Annotated in this window: 15 protein-coding genes; 9 read left to right on the top strand and 6 right to left on the bottom strand. The window is 65.6% G+C overall.

Annotation, left to right across the window (positions count from 1 at the left end; genetic code table 11):
- Positions 1-141: 141 nt before the first annotated feature.
- Entirely contained in the window at positions 142-1,332 is a 1,191-nt protein-coding gene (locus tag KY499_RS06080) for an acyl-CoA dehydrogenase family protein (RefSeq protein ID WP_123254543.1), read from the top strand.
- 76 nt (positions 1,333-1,408) lie between these two features.
- Here the strand turns inward: KY499_RS06080 and KY499_RS06075 are convergent, their stop codons facing one another.
- Complete coding sequence (locus tag KY499_RS06075) at positions 1,409-1,960, bottom strand: M23 family metallopeptidase (protein WP_123254542.1); 552 nt, start codon at positions 1,958-1,960, stop codon at positions 1,409-1,411.
- A 633-nt stretch (positions 1,961-2,593) separates the two neighbouring features.
- On the opposite strand from KY499_RS06075, the gene rpsB reads away from it, so the two are divergent.
- From rpsB to KY499_RS06045, 6 genes are all read left to right on the top strand, one after another.
- Positions 2,594-3,511: a 30S ribosomal protein S2 gene (gene rpsB / locus KY499_RS06070; RefSeq protein WP_219886486.1), complete on the top strand. Its 918-nt coding sequence runs from the start codon at positions 2,594-2,596 to the stop codon at positions 3,509-3,511.
- 146 nt (positions 3,512-3,657) lie between these two features.
- Complete coding sequence (gene tsf / locus KY499_RS06065) at positions 3,658-4,494, top strand: translation elongation factor Ts (RefSeq protein WP_219886481.1); 837 nt, start codon at positions 3,658-3,660, stop codon at positions 4,492-4,494.
- Positions 4,495-4,683: 189 nt separating this feature from the next.
- Positions 4,684-5,421 carry a UMP kinase gene (gene pyrH, locus KY499_RS06060; RefSeq protein ID WP_123254539.1) on the top strand — a complete coding sequence of 246 codons (738 nt, stop codon included), beginning with the start codon at positions 4,684-4,686 and terminating at the stop codon, positions 5,419-5,421.
- A gap of 127 nt (positions 5,422-5,548) precedes the next feature.
- The gene (gene frr / locus KY499_RS06055; protein ID WP_123254538.1) at positions 5,549-6,106 is read left to right on the top strand and encodes a ribosome recycling factor; all 558 of its coding nucleotides are present in this window, start codon (positions 5,549-5,551) and stop codon (positions 6,104-6,106) included.
- Positions 6,106-7,026, top strand: coding sequence for a phosphatidate cytidylyltransferase (locus KY499_RS06050; protein ID WP_123254537.1), 921 nt, complete (start codon positions 6,106-6,108; stop codon positions 7,024-7,026). The genes frr and KY499_RS06050 overlap by 1 nt, the downstream gene beginning before the upstream one ends.
- 81 nt (positions 7,027-7,107) lie before the next feature.
- Positions 7,108-7,686: a DivIVA domain-containing protein gene (locus KY499_RS06045; protein ID WP_123254536.1), complete on the top strand. Its 579-nt coding sequence runs from the start codon at positions 7,108-7,110 to the stop codon at positions 7,684-7,686.
- A 15-nt stretch (positions 7,687-7,701) separates the two neighbouring features.
- On the opposite strand, the gene KY499_RS06040 is transcribed toward KY499_RS06045, so the two are convergent.
- Genes KY499_RS06040 through KY499_RS06025 form a run of 4 tightly spaced genes read right to left on the bottom strand, consistent with a single transcriptional unit; the run spans position 7,702 to position 11,526 of the window.
- The gene (locus KY499_RS06040) at positions 7,702-9,168 is read right to left on the bottom strand and encodes a cation acetate symporter (RefSeq protein ID WP_219886479.1); all 1,467 of its coding nucleotides are present in this window, start codon (positions 9,166-9,168) and stop codon (positions 7,702-7,704) included.
- A gap of 7 nt (positions 9,169-9,175) precedes the next feature.
- Complete coding sequence (locus KY499_RS06035; protein ID WP_375141123.1) at positions 9,176-9,544, bottom strand: hypothetical protein; 369 nt, start codon at positions 9,542-9,544, stop codon at positions 9,176-9,178.
- Positions 9,541-10,260, bottom strand: a complete 720-nt coding sequence (locus KY499_RS06030; protein ID WP_123254534.1) for a LytTR family DNA-binding domain-containing protein — start codon at positions 10,258-10,260, stop codon at positions 9,541-9,543. The genes KY499_RS06035 and KY499_RS06030 overlap by 4 nt, the downstream gene beginning before the upstream one ends.
- Before the next feature lie 48 nt (positions 10,261-10,308).
- Positions 10,309-11,526: a sensor histidine kinase gene (locus tag KY499_RS06025; protein ID WP_219886477.1), complete on the bottom strand. Its 1,218-nt coding sequence runs from the start codon at positions 11,524-11,526 to the stop codon at positions 10,309-10,311.
- A gap of 243 nt (positions 11,527-11,769) precedes the next feature.
- Here KY499_RS06025 and KY499_RS06020 point away from each other — a divergent pair, with 243 nt between their 5' ends.
- Together KY499_RS06020 and KY499_RS06015 are read left to right on the top strand one after the other, a co-directional pair.
- Positions 11,770-12,150 carry a DUF485 domain-containing protein gene (locus KY499_RS06020; RefSeq protein WP_123254533.1) on the top strand — a complete coding sequence of 127 codons (381 nt, stop codon included), beginning with the start codon at positions 11,770-11,772 and terminating at the stop codon, positions 12,148-12,150.
- Positions 12,147-13,766, top strand: a complete 1,620-nt coding sequence (locus KY499_RS06015; protein WP_219886476.1) for a cation acetate symporter — start codon at positions 12,147-12,149, stop codon at positions 13,764-13,766. Before KY499_RS06020 ends, KY499_RS06015 begins: the two co-directional genes overlap by 4 nt.
- Positions 13,767-13,874: 108 nt before the next feature.
- Here the strand turns inward: KY499_RS06015 and KY499_RS06010 are convergent, their stop codons facing one another.
- Complete coding sequence (locus KY499_RS06010) at positions 13,875-14,348, bottom strand: Lrp/AsnC family transcriptional regulator (RefSeq protein WP_123254531.1); 474 nt, start codon at positions 14,346-14,348, stop codon at positions 13,875-13,877.
- Positions 14,349-14,355 lie beyond the last annotated feature (7 nt).

Genomic DNA, 14,355 nt, shown 5'->3' with positions numbered 1-14,355 from the left:
GCGGCGCGTCCCGGCCGTCCGGCCTGTGTTCGTCCACTTGCAGGCTCAGGTGCGCTGCGGTAAGTTACTCATCAGTAACATAATGCCGGAGCGAGGGCCTGTGCCCTCTCGCTTATTGCCGACCACGGGTGAAGGAACGCCATGTCTAAAGGTGCCATCGACTTCAACAACCTCCCCTATGCCGACGGTGATTTCTTCGCCTTTGAGCAACTGCTGAGCGGCAAGGAGCAGGACCGTCTGGCTGAGATTCGGGAGTTCCTGGCGCGCGAGGTCAAGCCGATCGCCGTTGACTGCTGGAACCGCGGCGAATTCCCGATCGAACTGATCCCGAAACTGGCTGAAATTGACCTCATCAGCCCGGTGCGCCGGCAGGGCTACTCGAACCTCTTCGCCGGCATTGTTCATGCCGAAATCACCCGGGCCGACGCCTCGATTGCCACCTTCATAGGCGTCCATGACGGGCTCTTCACCGGCTCCATCGAAGCCCTCGCGTCCCAGGAGCAGCAGGACGCCTGGCTTCCGGACATCTATGCGCTGAAGAAAATCGGCGCCTTCGGTCTCACCGAGCCGCTGGGTGGCTCCGATGTTGCCGGCGGGACCAGAACCACGGCCCGGCGTGAGGGCGGCAACTGGATCCTCAACGGTGCCAAGCGCTGGATCGGCAACGCCACCTTCTCCGACTGGGTCGTCATCTACGCCCGGGACGAAGCGGACAACCAGGTCAAGGGTTTCCTGGTTGACACCGCATCCGAGGGCTACAGCGCCACGAAAATTGAAAACAAAATCTCCCTGCGCACCGTGGAGAACGCCGATATTGTCCTGGACAATGTCGTTGTGCCGGACTTCTACAAGCTCGCCCACGCCAACAGCTTCCGGGATACCAACAAGGTCCTCAAGGTCACACGCCTCGCCGTCGCCTGGCAGGCTGTCGGTCAGCAGCTGGCAGCCTTTGACATCGCACGCCGCTACGCCGTGGAGCGCAGCCAGTTCGGTCGCCCGATCGCGTCCTTCCAGCTGGTCCAGCACCAGCTGGTGCAGATTCTTGGCAATGCCGTCAGTTCTATGGGGATGATGGTCCGGCTGGCCCAGCTCGAGGATGCCGGACTGGCCAAGGACGAGCAGTCCGCCCTGGCCAAGGCCTTCACTACGGCCAGGATGCGCGAGAGCGTTGCCCTGGGCCGCGGCATCCTTGGCGGCAACGGTATTGTGACCGATTACGAGATGGCCAAGGTCTTTGCCGACGCTGAAGCCATCTACTCCTACGAAGGCACCCACGAGATCAACACCCTCGTAACAGGCCGGGCAATCACCGGAATCTCAGCGATCGTCTAGGCACCTCCTGCCGGCACCGGCCCTCCGCCCGCACCGGGCCTGCTCCTGGGCCCGCATCGGGCCTGATCCTGCGCTCTTATCCCGGCGCCGGGTCCACAGGCGGCAGCAGGACGGAAGGCCGCAGGTCGACAACGAATGACAGCGGATTCACGTAGTCCTCTCCCCGCCGCACGCCCCAGTGGATGCAGGCCAGTGCCCCGCAATGGCCGGGCAGCGACCGGCCCAGGACCTCGCCTGCCCCCACGGTCATGCCAGCCAGCAGGGTGCTCTCCACCGGCTCGAAGCTGCTCCGGTAGCCGTTGCCATGGTCAACGGTGATCACCGGCCGGTCCACGACGGTACCGACGAAGCTGATAGTTCCTGCCGCCGGCGCGAGCACGGCTGCGGGGTCGACGCCCGTGCCCAGGTCCACGCCCCGGTGCCCGCTTAGCCACGGCCGGGCCGGCGGATCGAAGGCCCGAATCAGCGCCGGCCTGGGTACTAGCGGCCAACGCCAGGGGGCGGCCGCGTGGCTGATCCGGACGTCCGCCGGTGCGGAGCCGCCTGCCGTCAGGATCGGGAGGGACCCGCCGGCACCCGCCAGGATGAAAGTCAGGGCCAGTGATACCGGAACTGTAGGGATCCTCATGGGAATAGCCTGCTGCCGGGTCCCTGCCCGGCGACAGAGGGCCGCAGCGCCATGTGGACAAGTCCTGATGGCGGCGCGTCTCAACCCGGCCGGCGGCCCATTGCCCTGCAGGCTGCAACCCAACCCGGCCGCCCCTGCCCGGCCCACCAGCCCTCCGGACGCGCCCTGGTTCGACCCCCGCTGAGGTCCCCGGGCAGTCCCCGGGCAGTCCCCGGACGGGCCCCGGACAGTCGCCGCACAGTCGCCGCACAGACCGCTGCACAAGCCGACCCATAAGCCGCCGCGCAGGGCGCCGGCGACCGGCCCGAACGGTGCGGCAGGAGGGGGTCCCTGTAGTACACTAAGTGGAGCAGTTTGCTGTGCCCTCACGCTTATCAAAGCCGGCACGTCTCATTCAGGAGTGCGGGGGAGCAGCGGCTGACTACGCGTATCCAGCCCTCCTTGTCTGAAGTTGAATCTTCCGGCGCGGAGGACTGCGCCTCCTGCGGTCCGTGCCTTCAGGCACGGATGGGAAGCGCAGTGGATGCCAGGAGCAGCGCCCGCCTGGGCGTGAGCTAATTAACCGTCAACTATTGGCAGGGTAAGACAGCCTCTGGGCTGCCTCATGAATGACCTGCCGGAAGGAGCGCCGGCATGCCCGTCGTAACTATGCGCCAGCTGCTTGACAGCGGCGTCCACTTTGGACACCAGACCCGCCGTTGGAACCCGAAGATGAAGCGGTTCATCTTCACGGAGCGCAACGGTATCTACATCATTGACCTGCAGCAGTCGCTGTCCTACATCGACCGTGCCTTCGAGTTCGTGAAGGCCACCGTTGCACACGGTGGCACCGTACTCTTCGTCGGCACCAAGAAGCAGGCGCAGGAATCCATCGCCGAGCAGGCCACCCGCGTTGGCCAGCCGTACGTCAACCAGCGCTGGCTCGGCGGTATGCTGACCAACTTCCAGACGGTTTCCAAGCGCATCCAGCGCATGAAGGAACTCGAAGAGATCGACTTCGATGACGTCGCAGGTTCGGCCTACACGAAGAAGGAGCTGCTGCTCCTTCGTCGCGAACTCACCAAGCTGCAGACCAACCTCGGTGGTATCCGCAACCTCACCAAGGCGCCGTCCGCTCTGTGGATCGTTGACACCAAGAAGGAACACCTTGCTGTTGACGAAGCCAAGAAGCTGAACATCCCGGTTGTTGCCATCCTGGACACCAACTGCGATCCGGACGAAGTCGACTTCCCGATCCCGGGCAACGACGACGCCATCCGCTCCGTCAACCTGCTGACCCGCGTTGTTGCCGATGCTGTCGCTGAGGGCCTCATCGCCCGCAACCAGCGTGCAACCGGCACCACGGAAGCTCCGGAAGAGCCGCTTGCCGCATGGGAGCGCGAACTCCTCGAAGGCAACAAGACTGAAGAAGCTGCCGCTCCGGCTGCCGCCGAAGCTCCGGCCGCCGCTGAGGAAGCTCCGGTTGTTGCTGAGGCTCCGGCTGCCGCCGAAGCTCCGGCCGACGCCGAGGCAGCCCCGGTTGCTGACGACGCCGCCGGCGAAGCCAAGTAACCAGCCAGGTAAGCAGAGAAGTAAATCTGGATCGCCCCCGGCGCTGTTTGCAACGCAGGGGGTACTGACAGGACGGCCGCTCACCAGGTGAGCAGCTGTCCTGTCAGTCCGTACACCACATAAAATTTCTAGACAGAGGGGTTCACATGGCGAACTACACTGCCGCTGATATCAAGGCTCTGCGTGAGCGCACCGGCGCCGGCATGATGGATGTCAAGAAGGCTCTTGACGAGGCCAACGGTGACGCCGAGAAGGCCATCGAAATCATCCGCATCAAGGGCCTGAAGGGCGCTACCAAGCGTGAAGGCCGCTCCACCGCAGAAGGCCTGGTTGCTGCCAAGGTCGATGGCGGCGTCGGCGTGATGATCGAGGTCAACTGCGAGACCGACTTCGTCGCCAAGGCCGACAAGTTCATCCAGCTCGCCGACAAGGTGCTGGCCATCGCTGTTGAATCCGGCGCAGGCGATCTTGAGTCCCTGCTGGCCACCGAGGTTGACGGCAAGCCGCTGTCCGAGGTCGTCATCGAAGAGGGCGCCGTTCTGGGCGAGAAGGTTGTTGTCCGCCGCATCTCCCGCCTAGAGGCCCCGACGGTTGACGCTTACCTGCACAAGACCTCCAAGGACCTCCCGGCCCAGGTCGGCGTGCTGTTCGCCGTTGACGGCGAAGGCGACGCCGCTGCCACCGCAGCGCACGATGTGGCTGTCCACATCGCGGCGATGTCACCGAACTACCTGACCCGCGAGGACGTTCCGTCCGATCTGGTCGAGTCCGAGCGTCGCATCGCTGAGGAAACCGCCAAGGCCGAGGGCAAGCCCGAAGCTGCCATGACCAAAATCGTGGAAGGCCGCGTGACCGGCTTCTACAAGGGCGAGGTCCTCGTTGACCAGGCATTCGCCAAGGATGCCAAGAAGTCCGTTGCGCAGGTCCTCGAAGAGGCCGGCATCAAGGGTACCGGCTTCGCACGTTTCCGCGTCGGTTCCTAGTCAGACACACCAGTCAGGCACGCTGAGGGGTGGTCACTGCGGTGGCCACCCCTTTTGCATGCACACAGCAGTACAGGCACATGCACGAGCCGCCGGGAGCAATCGCCGGCGGACCGGGATCGGGGCGCAGTGACAGCGCCGGCCCCCGGCAGGATACCCTTTTTGAGAGCTCACGAACGGGAAGGCACCATGGAAACCGTGACCAATTCAGCCCAGCCAAATAAGAGCCGCCGCCGCGTCCTCCTGAAGCTGTCGGGCGAAGTCTTCGGCGGCGGGAAACTGGGTGTCGATCCGGACACCGTCCGCGGTGTGGCCCGGCAGATCGCTGCAGCAGTGCCCGACGTCGAGGTCGCCATCGTCGTCGGCGGCGGCAACTTCTTCCGCGGCGCCGAACTGTCCCAGAGCGGCATGGACCGTTCCCGCGCGGACTACATGGGAATGCTCGGCACCGTGATGAACTGCCTGGCCCTGCAGGACTTCCTGGAGCAGGCCGGCGTCGAAACGCGGGTGCAGAGTGCCATCACGATGGGCCAGGTGGCGGAGGCCTACATTCCCCGCCGGGCGATCCGCCATATGGAGAAGAACCGCGTCGTCATCTTTGGTGCCGGAGCGGGCCTGCCGTACTTTTCAACCGACACCGTCGCAGCCCAGCGCGCTCTGGAGGTTCACGCCGACGTCGTCCTGATGGCCAAGAGCGGCGTTGACGGCGTTTACACCGCCGATCCCAAGAAGGATCCCTCGGCCGAGAAGCTCGACCGGCTCAGCTACGACGATGCGCTTCGCCGCGACATCCGCGTGATGGACCAGACGGCCATGACGATGTGCAAGGACAACAACCTCACCATGGTCGTCTTCGGGATGGAAGGCGAAGGCAACGTCACTCGCGCCATCCGGGGCGAGGTCCTGGGCACCGTCGTCACGCCGTAGCACCGGCTAGGATGTTTCGAGGATGCTTCCGCCTCCCTGTTTCAAGGCTCGTGGCGGAAGAGACAGACGCAACGAAGACCGTGCATTGTCCCGTCAGCGGCGGTGCACCAATTTCTGAGGAGAGATCGTGATCGAAGATACCTTGCTCGAAGCCGGGGACAAGATGGACAAGGCGGTTGAGGTAGCCAAGGAAGACTTCGCGTCGATCCGTACGGGCCGCGCGACGCCGGGCCTGTACAACAAGGTCGTAGTGGAGTACTACGGCACCCCGACGCCGCTGCAGCAGCTGGCGTCCTTCGCGGTTCCGGATGCGCGCACCATCCTGATCACCCCGTACGACAAGACGGCGCTGCGTGATATCGAGCGGGCGCTCAGTGACTCCGAAGTCGGCGCCAACCCCTCCAACGATGGCAACGTCATCCGGATCACCATCCCGGATCTGACGAGCGAACGACGCAAAGAATACGTCAAGATCGTCAAGTCCAAGGGCGAAGACGCAAAAGTTTCCATCCGCAACATCCGCCGCAAGGCCAAGGAAACCCTTGACAAACTGGTCAAGGACGGCGAGGCCGGCGAGGACGAGGGCAACCGTGGCGAAAAAGAACTCGATGCCCTGACGAAGGCGCACGTTGACGGCATCGACGAGCTGCTCAAGCGCAAGGAAGCCGAGCTGCTCGAGGTCTGATGGGTCAGTCACACGAGGCCCCCGGGGCGCGCGTCAAGGGTCGCGGATGGGATGGCCGGAACCCCACTCCGAAGGCGGGCCGCAACCTTCCCGCCGCAACCGTGGTGGGCCTCGGCATGCTTCTTGGCGTCCTGGGCGGGTTGCTGTTCCTGCCGCTGGCGTTCGTCGCGATGGTCACGGTCTTCGCGGTCTTCGGTGTCTGGGAGATCTTCCGGGCGCTGGAGGCGGCCGGCACCCGCCAGCCGATCGTGCCGGTCATGACGGGCACCCTGGCTATGCCTGTCGCGGCCTATTTTGGCGGCCTCGAGAGCCTGCTGTTCGCGATGCTGCTCAGCAGCGTCGCGGTGCTGCTCTGGCGTTCGGTGGAGAGCGCCGCCGGTTCTGCCCGCAGTATCTTCGCGGGCGTCTTCACCCTCGCTTGGGTGCCGTTCCTGATCAGCTTTGCGGTGCTGCCGCTGCACTCGGCCGGCGGCGTCACGCCCCTCGGGTTCTGGCCCGACGGCGTGGTGCCGCCCGGTGCCTGGCAAATCGCGACACTCCTGTTGCTGGTGGTCTCCAACGATACCTTCGGGTACCTGGTGGGCGCCTCGATGGGAAAGCACCCGATGGCTCCGAAGATCAGCCCCAAGAAAACGTGGGAAGGCTTCGCCGGTTCGATCGCCGGCGCCGTCCTGATTGGTGTCCTGGCCGCACTATTTGTGTTGGGTAAGCCCTGGTGGGTCGGTATGGTGCTCGCCGTCGGTATGGTCGCCGCGGCCACCGCCGGTGACCTGGCCGAGTCCATGATCAAGCGCGAACTGGGGGTCAAGGACATGAGCAGCATTCTCCCCGGCCATGGCGGAGTGATGGACCGGCTCGACTCGATCGTGTTTGCCTCGCCGGTCGCTGTCGTCCTTTTCTCGGCCGTCGCCGGGGCGTAACAGCGGCAGGCCCCCCACACCGGGCACCTACAATGGTGCCCAGCAACCCAGCCGAAAGCCTTCGAAGGAAACAGAGTTACAGTGGACATTCAGCGTCAGATTCCTGCGTCTTTTGACCGGGTGCAGCGGAGCCAGTATGGCTACAACGCCAAGCAGGTCGATCAGTTCCTGGAGCGCGCACGGGTCTCATTTGAAGCACCCGCGGCGGCGGCACGTCCGGTCAAGAGTGCGGACGTCCGGTCGGTCTCGTTTGATCCGGTCAAGGGCGGGTACGCGGCAGCCGCCGTCGACGCCGCACTGGACCGCCTGGAAGACGCCCTGGCCCGGCGGGAACGCGATGAACTCGTCCAAGCAAGCGGTGAAGAAGCCTGGCTCCGTGAAATCGGCCGGCTGGCTGGAGTGCTCCGGGGGCGATTGCACCGTCCGGACGGCCAGCGGTTCCGCCGGCCCGCCAAAGCCAAGGTGCGCAGCTACAACACCGCTGACGTGGATAAGCTGTGCCGCGAACTGATCGACTACCTCGAAGAAGACACACCTCTCAGTGTCGATAACGTCCGGCGCGCAGTGTTCCGTCCCGCCGCCGGCCGGGATGGCTATGAGGAAAGCCAGGTGGACGCCTTCCTTGACCGCGTCGTCGAACTGATGGCCGCGATCGACTGACCCCGCGGGGGATCTTCAGCGTTCGGTGGCGAGCGGCCGTTCCGGGGTGTGGAGCCTGGTCATCAGCCGGGTCAACGTCCGCGGCACCCGGTTTGCGGTTGCCCGTGAGACGAGGACCGTCACGGCAAAGGCGGCGGGCACTGTCCACGCGGCCGGCACGGCCAGCCATGGCGGCGCACCCGCCCCGCCGAATAAGGGTCCGGCAATCAACGCGCCGCCGCAGAGCACCCCGCCGGTCACCATGCCGGCGATCGCGCCGACATCGGTCAGGCCGCGCCACCAGATGCCGAGCAGCAGCACCGGACAGATCGTGGACGCGGTGAAGGCGAACACCAGCCCGACGCTCCCGGCCAGGGCCAGCGATTGCGTCATCATGGCAATCCCCAGCGGAACGACGGCGGAGAGCACCGCCGCGAACTGGAATCCGCGCACGCCCCCGCCCAGGACGTCCTGGCTGATCACCCCCGCCAGCGAGACGACCAGACCGGAAGTCGTTGAAAGGAACGCGGCGAAGGCCCCGGCGACGACGAGGGCCGAGAGCAGGTCGCCGGCCGGCCCTCCGATCAGCCGGCCCGGCAGCAGCAGCACCAGCGCGTCGGCTTGTCCGCTGCGGGCCAGATCCGGCGTAAACATCCGCCCGATCAGCCCGAGAGCTGTTGGGAACAGGTAAAAGACCGAGAGCAGTCCGAGCACAATCAGGGTTGTACGCCGCGCGGTCTGCCCGTCCGGATTGGTGTAGAAGCGGACCAGCACATGGGGCAGGCCCAGCGTGCCGAACAGCAGGGCCACCAGCAGCGAGATGGTTTGATACGGGCCGGCCGGCGCCGCAGCCGTCGGATTCACTGCAGCATCGGCCACCGCGTCCGGGCCGGTGCCGGCCAGTGCGAAGACAATGAAGAGCACCGGAACGGCCAGGGCCGTCAGTTTCAACCAGTACTGGAATGCCTGGACGAAGGTGATCGACCGCATGCCGCCGGCCGTCACCGTAATGCAGACAACGGCGACGACTGCCACCGGGCCCACCCAGCCCGGCAGTCCCGTCGTGATCCGGATTGCCAGGGCGGCGCCATGAAGTTGCGGAACAATATACAGCCACCCCACCAGCACCACGACGAGGCTGGTGACGCGGCGGACGGCCCGCGAATCGAGGCGGGCCTCAGTGAAGTCCGGAATCGTGTACGCGCCCGACCGCCGCAGGGGAGCCGCCACAAACAGCAGCAGCATCAGATAACCGGCTGTGTAGCCCACCGGGAACCACAAGGCATCCGTGCCGGAGAGCAGGATCAGCCCGGCGACGCCGAGGAAGCTGGCAGCCGAGAGATATTCGCCGCCGATCGCCGACGCATTCCACCACGGACGTACGGTCCGGGAGGCAACGTAAAAGTCCCCGGTGGTCCGGGATACCCGCAGGCCGTAGAAGCCAATGATTGCGGTGGCCACCGATACGGCGGCAAACGCGGCCAGCCCGACGGCCGGATTCACTGCGGCATCACCGGTCCCCGGCCAGGTCCCGGTAGCGGGCCTCGTTCCGGGCCGCGGACCGCACGTAGAGCCATGCACCCAACCCGATCACGGGGTAGATTCCGGCTCCCAGCAGCACCCAGTCGAAGCGCAGGCCGGCAATCGTGGACCCGGCCAACCCGGGAACCATCCCCAGCAGCAGCGGGAAGGCGAGCAGGATGAGCAAGAAGCCGGCCGCAACCACGAGGGCCAGCCGCAACTGGGACCGGATCAGCGATCGGACGAAGACCTGGCCGACGTCGGATTCCTCCGTCGATTCAGGTGATCCGGCCGCCGCGCCGCCGGTGGCGGCGCCCAGCGGCGTTCCCCGGGGTGCTGTCACGCGGACCCGGGTCAAAGCTGCGGCCTGATCCGGGTCGTCCCGAGCTTCTCCCGGACGGCGGGCAGATGCCGCCGGCTGATGGGCAGTTCGGCGCCGGCCACGGTGACACTGGGTCTGGCCGCGGCGAGCTTCAGATGGCTGGCATGGTTTAGTGCAATCAGGTAGGAACGGTGGATGCGCAGGAATCCCGCGTCCGCCCACTGCTGTTCGAGATCGGCCAACGGGACCCGGATGAGGTAGCTGGCATCCGTTGTATGCAGCCTGGCGTAGTCGCCCTGGGCCTGGACGTATGTGACGTCTTCGCGGCTGATCATCCTGGTGGTGCCACCCAGGTCCACGGTGATCATCTCCGGTGCCCGGGCGCCCTCTTTGAGGAGGTCGCTGATACGGCCAACGGACTTCGCGAGCCGTTCGGCGCGTACAGGCTTGAGCAGATAATCGACGGCGGCGAGCTCAAAAGCCTCCAGGGCGCACTCCTCGTCCGCGGTCACGAAAACAACCGCGGGCGGGCGGGCGCTGCGGGAAATGACCCTGGCAATGTCCAGCCCGGACAGTGCCGGCATGTGGATGTCGAGGAAGACAGCGTCGACGGACTGGGTTTCCAGCGCCCGCAGGGCCTCGGCACCCGAGGAGGCGCGATGGATGATGCCGATCCGGTCGTCCCGGCCGAGCAGGAACGCGAGTTCCTCCACGGCGGGCAACTCGTCATCGGCGACGAGGACATTAATCATGGCTCCAGAGTACTGCCGGCGGCATCCGGCCGGCTGACGCCCCGAGGTTCAGGCATCATGGCGGGGCTGTGACTTCGGCACCCGCATGGTGATCAGGGTGCCCTCCCCGGGGGCCGTCTCGATCACGAGCCCATTGTCGTCGCCGTACACCTGCCGGAGGCGGGCGTCGACGTTCCGCAACCCGACGTGGTCGCCGTCGGCGTGCCCGGCCAGGACGGACCGCAGCTCCTCCGGATCCATTCCCACACCATCGTCCTCGATGGTGACCTCCGCAAACGCCCCCGAATCATGGGCAGTGATGTTGATGTGGCCGGGTCCTTCCTTCGCCTCCAGCCCGTGCCGCACCGCGTTCTCGACCAGCGGCTGCAGGCTCAGGAACGGGATCACTGTGCTGAGCACCTCGGGGGCGATTTGCAGGCTGACCTGCACGCGGTCCCCGAACCGCGCCCGCTCCAGGAGCAGATAGCGGTCGATGCACCGCAGCTCCTCGGCCAGCGTGGTGAAGTCCCCGTGCCGGCGGAACGAATATCGGGTGAAGTCGGCGAACTCCACCACCAGTTCCCGGGCCCGCACCGGATCCGTGTTGATGAAGGAAGCGATCGCGTTGAGTGAGTTGTAGATGAAATGCGGGCTGATCTGCGCCCGCAGCGCACGCACCTCGGCCTCCATCAGGAGCGTGCGGGAGGCGGCCAGCTCGGCCAGTTCCACTTGCGCCGCGACCCAGTCGGCCACCTCGCCCGTCGCCCGCACCAGTCCCGCGCCGGCCGCGGGCGCGAAAGCCGCCACGACACCCACCACCCGGGACCCGGCTTTGATCGGTGCTATCACAACGGCGCGCTCCACGTCAGGCGGCAGCGTCCCGGAGCCGGCGCCGCCGGCCAGCAGCTGGAGCTCCCCGGCCGGAATCACGGCGGTCTGCCCGTCTGCCAGGACTTTTGCTGCGAGCCCCATCAGGGCTGGCCTGAGCTCCTCGACGGCCCCGTCCCACGCGAGAACACCATCGGTATTGGTGATCGCCAGGGCATCGCTGCCCAGCAGGCCGCGCAACTGCCGGCTGGCCTTGGCCGCTCCTGACGGGGTCAGGCCATTCCGCAGGTGCTGCCCCGCACGGGAGGCCGCATGCAGCGTCCTGTACGTGGCCTGCTCCGCGTCGGTACCCAGCTCCCGGAACGATCGCAGGACCCGCAGCCCGATGGCGACCACGACGGCGACCGCCATGGCGATCACGGCGACGGCGGCAACGTTGAACAAGGCAGAGTCCGGCATGAGGCCCAGCGTATCGCGGCGCATGCCGGACGCCGGACCCCGCACAGTGCCCGGGACCCGTGCCGCGCTGCGGGGGAAGACGGCCCCCGGCACCGCTTGGCGCAGCATCCTGACCGTTGGGCGACGGAGGGCGCGTCCGTGCTGGAATGTTCCCGCCGTCACACCGCAGAGTGATGGTAGTCACATTGACGCCGGGGGCTCTGCAGTCGATGTCGACTCACCCCGTCTCAAAGAGGAGGAACGATGGGTCACGACGCCCAGGATACGGACGCAGCGGCGGCCGTGGACTTCACGGAAGTCCAATCGACGGAGCGGTTCCAGGAACTTCGTAAACGTCACCGCAGCTTTGTTTTCCCGATGGCCATTGCATTCCTGCTCTGGTACTTTGCCTACGTCCTGCTGGCCGACTACGCCGCCGGCTTTATGTCCATCAAGCTCTGGGGCAACATCAACATCGGCCTGGTCCTTGGCCTGCTCCAGTTTGTCTCCACGTTTGCGATCACCGGCTGGTACGTCAGCTACTCCAACCGGAAGCTGGACCCCATCGCCGCCGAGATCCGGAACGAGATTGAAGGTCACGGCTTCGACAAGGCCGGCATCACCGAGAGCGGAGCGGCGAAATGAACATCATGGTTCCGGCAGCAGTAAATATTGAAGACCTCAAGGACACCACTTTCCTGAACATGGGCATCTTCGCCGTGTTCGTTGCCGTCACCATGGTGATCGTGCTCCGGGCCAGCCGGAACAACAAAACCGCGGCCGACTACTACGCTGCGGGACGGTCGTTCACCGGATCGCAGAACGGCACTGCCATTGCCGGCGACTACCTCTCGGCCGCATCTTTCCTCGGTATCACGGGCGCCATTGCCATCAACGGCTACGACGGCTTCATGTACTCGATCGGATTCCTTGTCGCCTGGCTGGTGGCGCTGCTGCTCGTCGCCGAACTTCTCCGCAACACCGGCAAGTTCACCATGGCGGATGTGCTCTCGTTCCGGCTCCGGCAACGCCCGGTGCGGATCGCGGCAGCCATTTCGACCCTGGCCGTTTGCTTCTTCTACCTGCTGGCGCAGATGGCCGGTGCCGGCAGCCTGATCTCCCTGCTGCTCGGCATCAGCGACTGGGGCGGCCAGGCTCTCGTGATCATAGTCGTGGGTGCCCTGATGATCATGTATGTGCTGATCGGCGGCATGAAGGGCACCACCTGGGTCCAGATCATCAAGGCCGTGCTCCTCATAGCCGGTGCGGCTGTGATGACCTTCTGGGTTCTCGCAATCTACGGCTTCAACCTCTCGGACCTGCTCGGCGGCGCCGTGGAGACCTCCAAGAACCCGAATATGCTGAACCCGGGCCTGCAATACGGCAAGTCGGAGACCTCCAAGCTGGACTTTATGTCCCTCGGGCTCGCCCTCGTCCTCGGCACCGCGGCGCTGCCGCACGTCCTGATGCGCTTCTACACCGTTCCCACGGCGAAAGAGGCCCGCAAATCGGTTGTCTGGTCGATCTGGCTAATCGGCCTGTTCTACCTGTTCACGCTGGTTCTGGGCTACGGCGCTGCCGCCCTGGTGGGGGCAGAGACAATCAAGTCCGCCCCGGGTGGCGTCAACTCGGCGGCACCGCTGCTGGCCTTCCATCTTGGCGGACCGCTGCTGCTGGGCTTCATCTCCGCGGTGGCGTTCGCGACCATCCTGGCGGTCGTCGCCGGCCTCACCATCACCGCCGCAGCATCCTTCGCCCATGACATCTACGCCAGCGTGATCGCCAAGGGCAAGGCGGACGCCGCCACCGAGGTCAAGGTCGCCCGCAGGACCGTTGTGGTGATCGGTGTACTTGCCATCCTCGGCGGTATCTTCGCCAATGGCCAGAACGTGGCGTTCCTCGTGGCGCTGGCCTTTGCCGTCGCTGCGTCGGCGAACCTGCCCACCATCGTGTATTCACTCTTCTGGCGGAAGTTCACCACCCAGGGTGCGGTGTGGAGCATGTACGGCGGCCTGATTTCTGCCATCGTCCTGATCTCGCTGTCGCCTGTTGTCTCGGGCGCGAAGACCTCGATGATCCAGGGTGCCAACTTCGCTGTCTTCCCGCTCAACAACCCGGGAATCGTCTCGATTCCGCTGGCCTTCTTCCTGGGCTGGCTGGGCACGGTGCTGGACAAGCGGACAGAAGACGTGGCGAAACAGGCCGAAATGGAGGTCCGTTCCCTCACCGGCGTCGGCGCCGAAAAGGCTACTGACCACTAACAAACCGATACGCCCGCCGTCATCCGGGCGGCGGGCGGAACTGCCGGCAGGGGCTCCCATTGGGGGCCCCTGTTGGCGTCTGACGCCCGGGGGACCCGCGCCTGCCGGTCAGCGCTCGACGGGGCCGCGCTCCAGCAGGGGCTGGATCCGGAACGGAATAAGTTCGCCCATGGCCAGCGCGGTGTCGGTGCGGTCGACGCCGTCGCACGCCAGGATTTTGCCGTTAATCCGGAAGAGGTCCTCGGCATCGCGGGCCACCACGCGCAGGAGCAGGTCGGCGGATCCGGTGAGGCCATAGCCCTCCAGGATTTCCGGGATGACGGCAAGCTCCAGGGCCAGCCGGCCCAGTTTCTGCTGCTGGACATGCACCGAGATGAAAGCCATCAACGGGTAGCCCAGCGAGGCCGGATTGATGCGGCGCTCAAACGAGAGAAAAGCGTGCTTCTTCTCCAGCCCGGCCATCCTGGCCTGCACGGTATTCCGCGACAGGCCCAGTTTCTGCGCCAGGGCCACAACGGTGCGCCGCGGATCGTGTGCCATGGCCGAAAGCAGCCGGGTGTCAGTGCCATCCAAGGGTTGCATAATGCGC

Origin of the sequence: Arthrobacter sp. PAMC25284 (genome assembly GCF_019443425.1) — a bacterium.
Taxonomy (GTDB): Bacteria; Actinomycetota; Actinomycetes; order Actinomycetales; family Micrococcaceae; genus Arthrobacter; species Arthrobacter oryzae_A.
The sequence above is the reverse complement of the archived record's forward strand: the minus strand, read 5'-3'. Positions and strand labels throughout refer to the sequence as shown.

Excerpts from the sequence above, each read along its gene's own strand:
- KY499_RS06030 (WP_123254534.1), bottom strand. The coding sequence starts at position 10,260 with ATGATTAATGTCCTCGTCGCCGATGACGAGTTGCCCGCCGTGGAGGAA.
- KY499_RS06025 (WP_219886477.1), bottom strand. The coding sequence starts at position 11,526 with ATGCCGGACTCTGCCTTGTTCAACGTTGCCGCCGTCGCCGTGATCGCC.
- KY499_RS06050 (WP_123254537.1), top strand. The coding sequence starts at position 6,106 with ATGGGTCAGTCACACGAGGCCCCCGGGGCGCGCGTCAAGGGTCGCGGA.
- pyrH (WP_123254539.1), top strand. The coding sequence starts at position 4,684 with ATGGAAACCGTGACCAATTCAGCCCAGCCAAATAAGAGCCGCCGCCGC.
- tsf (WP_219886481.1), top strand. The coding sequence starts at position 3,658 with ATGGCGAACTACACTGCCGCTGATATCAAGGCTCTGCGTGAGCGCACC.
- KY499_RS06010 (WP_123254531.1), bottom strand. The coding sequence starts at position 14,348 with ATGCAACCCTTGGATGGCACTGACACCCGGCTGCTTTCGGCCATGGCA.
- KY499_RS06075 (WP_123254542.1), bottom strand. The coding sequence starts at position 1,960 with ATGAGGATCCCTACAGTTCCGGTATCACTGGCCCTGACTTTCATCCTG.
- KY499_RS06020 (WP_123254533.1), top strand. The coding sequence starts at position 11,770 with ATGGGTCACGACGCCCAGGATACGGACGCAGCGGCGGCCGTGGACTTC.
- KY499_RS06080 (WP_123254543.1), top strand. The coding sequence starts at position 142 with ATGTCTAAAGGTGCCATCGACTTCAACAACCTCCCCTATGCCGACGGT.
- rpsB (WP_219886486.1), top strand. The coding sequence starts at position 2,594 with ATGCCCGTCGTAACTATGCGCCAGCTGCTTGACAGCGGCGTCCACTTT.
- KY499_RS06015 (WP_219886476.1), top strand. The coding sequence starts at position 12,147 with ATGAACATCATGGTTCCGGCAGCAGTAAATATTGAAGACCTCAAGGAC.